Source organism: Actinomycetota bacterium, from assembly GCA_036280995.1.
In the GTDB taxonomy this organism is placed as follows: domain Bacteria; phylum Actinomycetota; class CALGFH01; order CALGFH01; family CALGFH01; genus CALGFH01.
This window is the reverse complement of record DASUPQ010000899.1, coordinates 1-2,903: the sequence shown is the minus strand read 5'-3', so window position 1 is coordinate 2,903 and position 2,903 is coordinate 1. Positions and strand designations below refer to the sequence as shown.

Genomic DNA, 2,903 nt, shown 5'->3' with positions numbered 1-2,903 from the left:
CGGCTTCGGCGTCGACGCCAGATGGTCGCGCAGGTCGCCGAAGGCGCTCTCGTACTGCACGACCAAGCAGCAACTCGCGAACCGGACGAGCAGGCCCTCGAAGTAGTTCCGCAGGTGGTAGGTGTCAGTCACCGTTGGTTTAGTCGCTGATCTCTTGTCCGTGGCCATGAAAAAGTCCCCACTGGTGGCCAAGTCTGAGTCCCCGGTTTTGGCCAGATAGAAGTCCCCACTCTTCGTTCGTCGTGTCGTAGCAGCGGGTGAGCCCTGCGCGGTGACGGTGGCGGTGCCAACCAGTCACACATCACCGCGCAGGGGACTCCATTGAAGAACGCGAGGGAACGAATGGACGTGATTGCCGCCTATCGCGAGGTGGGCAGTTTCCGTGGGGCGGCCGCGATCTGCGGCACGACCCACAAGACCGTGAAGCGGATTATCGAGCAGCATGAGACCGACGGTGCCCGCCCGCAGCGGGTGCCGCGGCCGCACAACTACGACCCGGTTGCCGACCTGGTGGCCGCCAAGGTGAAGTCCACGTCGGGGCGGATCTCGGCCAAGCGGTTGTTGCCGCAGGCCCGGGCGGCGGGCTATGCGGGGTCGGCTCGCAACTTCCGCCGGCTGGTGGCCGAGGCCAAGACGGCGTGGCGCCAGGGCCATCACCGTGGCCGCCGGCCGGGGGTGTGGGTGCCCGGAGAGACGCTGATCATCGACTGGGGCACCGAGGGCGGGCTGCACGTGTTCTGCGCGGTGCTGGCCTGGTCGCGGTTCCGGTTCGTCAGCTTCGCCGCCGATGAGAAGGCAGCCACCACGCTGGCGTTGCTGGCGGAGTGCTTCGAGACCCTCGGCGGGGTGCCGAAGGTGGTGCTGGCCGACCGGATGGGCTGTTTGAAGGGCGGGGTGGTGGCCAACGTGGTGGTGCCCACCCCGGACTACGTCAGGTTCGCCACCCACTACCGGTTTAGGCCCGACTTCTGCGAGGCCGCCGACCCTGAGTCCAAGGGCATGGTGGAGAACCTGGTCGGCTATGCCAAACACGACCTGATGGTGCCGCTGCAGGCCGCTGACCACGACGTCGGCCTCGTCGGCGACATGAGCGCGGTGAACACCGCCGCCGCGACCTGGTGCGCCGAGGTCAACGCGGCGGTGCACTCGGAGATCTGCGCGGTCCCGGCCGAACGGCTGCAGACCGAACGTGAGCTGCTCGGAGTACTGCCGTCGCTGCGGCCGGAGCTGGGGCCCAAGCCGACCACCCGCAAGGTCGACAAGCTCTCCTGCATCCGGTTCGCCTCGGCCCGCTACTCGGTGCCCAACCGGCTGATCGGGCACACGGTGACGGTGCTGGCCGACTCCGGGAGCCTGCGGGTGGTGGAGCCGGTCACCGGCGAAGTGCTGGCCGAACACACCCTGGTGGCGCCGGGCGAGACCAGCATCGTCGACGCCCACTACGACCGGCCGCGTCCGGACAAGCCCGCTCGAGCAGCCAGGCCGCGCACACAGACCGAGAAAGTCTTCCTGGGGTTGGGCCCGGTCGCCGAGGCGTTCTTGACCGGTGCTGCTGCGGCCGGTGTGACGAAGCTCAGCAGCGAGATCGAGCAGATCCTCACCCTGCAGGCTGCGCACGGCACCGACGCAGTGCTGGCCGCCTTGGAGCGAGCGGTGAAGTTCAGGCGGTGGCGGGCGGCCGACGTGCGCTCGATCCTGGCCGCCGCCGGTGCCGCACCCTCACCCCGACCGGCCGGGCAGGCGTTGGTGCTGACCCTGCCGCAGGTGCCGTCTCGGTCGCTGGCCGACTACGCCCTGCCCACTGACGGAGAGCCCTCATGAGCGCGGCGCCACCGCCGCTGGCGCCGGACCTGGCCGCGGGGCTGAAGCGACTGAAGATGGCCGCCATGCGCCGGCTCGCGCCCGAGCTGCTCATCACCGCCAAGACCCAACGCTGGAGCCCCGAGGAGTTCCTGCGCACCCTGGTCGAGGCAGAAATCGCCGCCCGGGAGGAGTCCAACGCCCGCACTCGACGCCGTCAGGCTGCCTTCCCGGTCGCCAAGACGCTGGCCGAGTTCGACCTGACGGTGTCGTCGATCCCGAAGTCGACGTTCGACTACCTCGACACCCTGGAGTGGATCCGCGGCGCAGAGAACGTCTGCCTGATCGGACCGGCCGGCACCGGCAAGAGCCACATGCTCGTCGCGCTCGGCAGCGCCGCGGTCGAGCACGGGCACCGGGTCCGCTACTTCACCGCCGCCGACCTGGTCGAGACCCTCTACCGCGGCCTGGCCGACAACAGCGTCGGCAAGGTCATCGACACCCTGCTGCGCAACGACCTGATCATCGTCGACGAGCTCGGCTTCGCACCCCTGGACGACACCGGCGCCCAGCTGCTGTTCCGCTTCGTCGCCGCCGCCTACGAACGCAGGTCCCTGGGCATCGCCAGCCACTGGCCGTTCGAGTCCTGGGGACGGTTCCTACCCGAGCACACCACCGCCGTGTCCATGCTCGACCGGCTGCTGCACCACTGCCACACCATCGTCACCGACGGCGAGAGCTACCGCATGAAACAGGCCCGAGCGAAGGGAGCAACCAAGATCAAGACCAACTGAGATCACCACGACGAGTGGGGACTTTTAGTTGGCCACCAGCGGGGACCACGAACTGGCCGTTGACACGCGCAGGCCACCGACTGCGGCAGTTCGGGGAGTGTTGGTGCGGGGCATCTGGTCCTGTCTCACACCTGCTCTGATGGCGGATCGACCGGCGGCGAAGGTTCCTCCGATGCTCGTGTCAGCGGCGCTGATTCAGGAGATGCGGAGGCGACCGGGGGAGCCGTAGGGTCGTCAGCGCCTTCTAATTACACGTACAGCCAGGCCCGATACGAACCGGTCTGTCGTTCCACCCCAGGCGCAGGCGCG

At 68.5% G+C, this 2,903-nt stretch carries 2 protein-coding genes; both read left to right on the top strand.

Features of this window, described 5'->3' with window-relative positions:
- The first annotated feature begins 321 nt into the window (after positions 1 to 321).
- Complete coding sequence (gene istA / locus VF468_29965; protein ID HEX5882512.1) at positions 322 to 1,821, top strand: IS21 family transposase; 1,500 nt, start codon at positions 322 to 324, stop codon at positions 1,819 to 1,821.
- Entirely contained in the window at positions 1,818 to 2,594 is a 777-nt protein-coding gene (gene istB / locus VF468_29960; protein ID HEX5882511.1) for an IS21-like element helper ATPase IstB, read from the top strand. The genes istA and istB overlap by 4 nt, the downstream gene beginning before the upstream one ends.
- The last annotated feature ends 309 nt before the right edge of the window (positions 2,595 to 2,903 follow it).

Excerpts from the sequence above, each read along its gene's own strand:
- istB (HEX5882511.1), top strand. The coding sequence starts at position 1,818 with ATGAGCGCGGCGCCACCGCCGCTGGCGCCGGACCTGGCCGCGGGGCTG.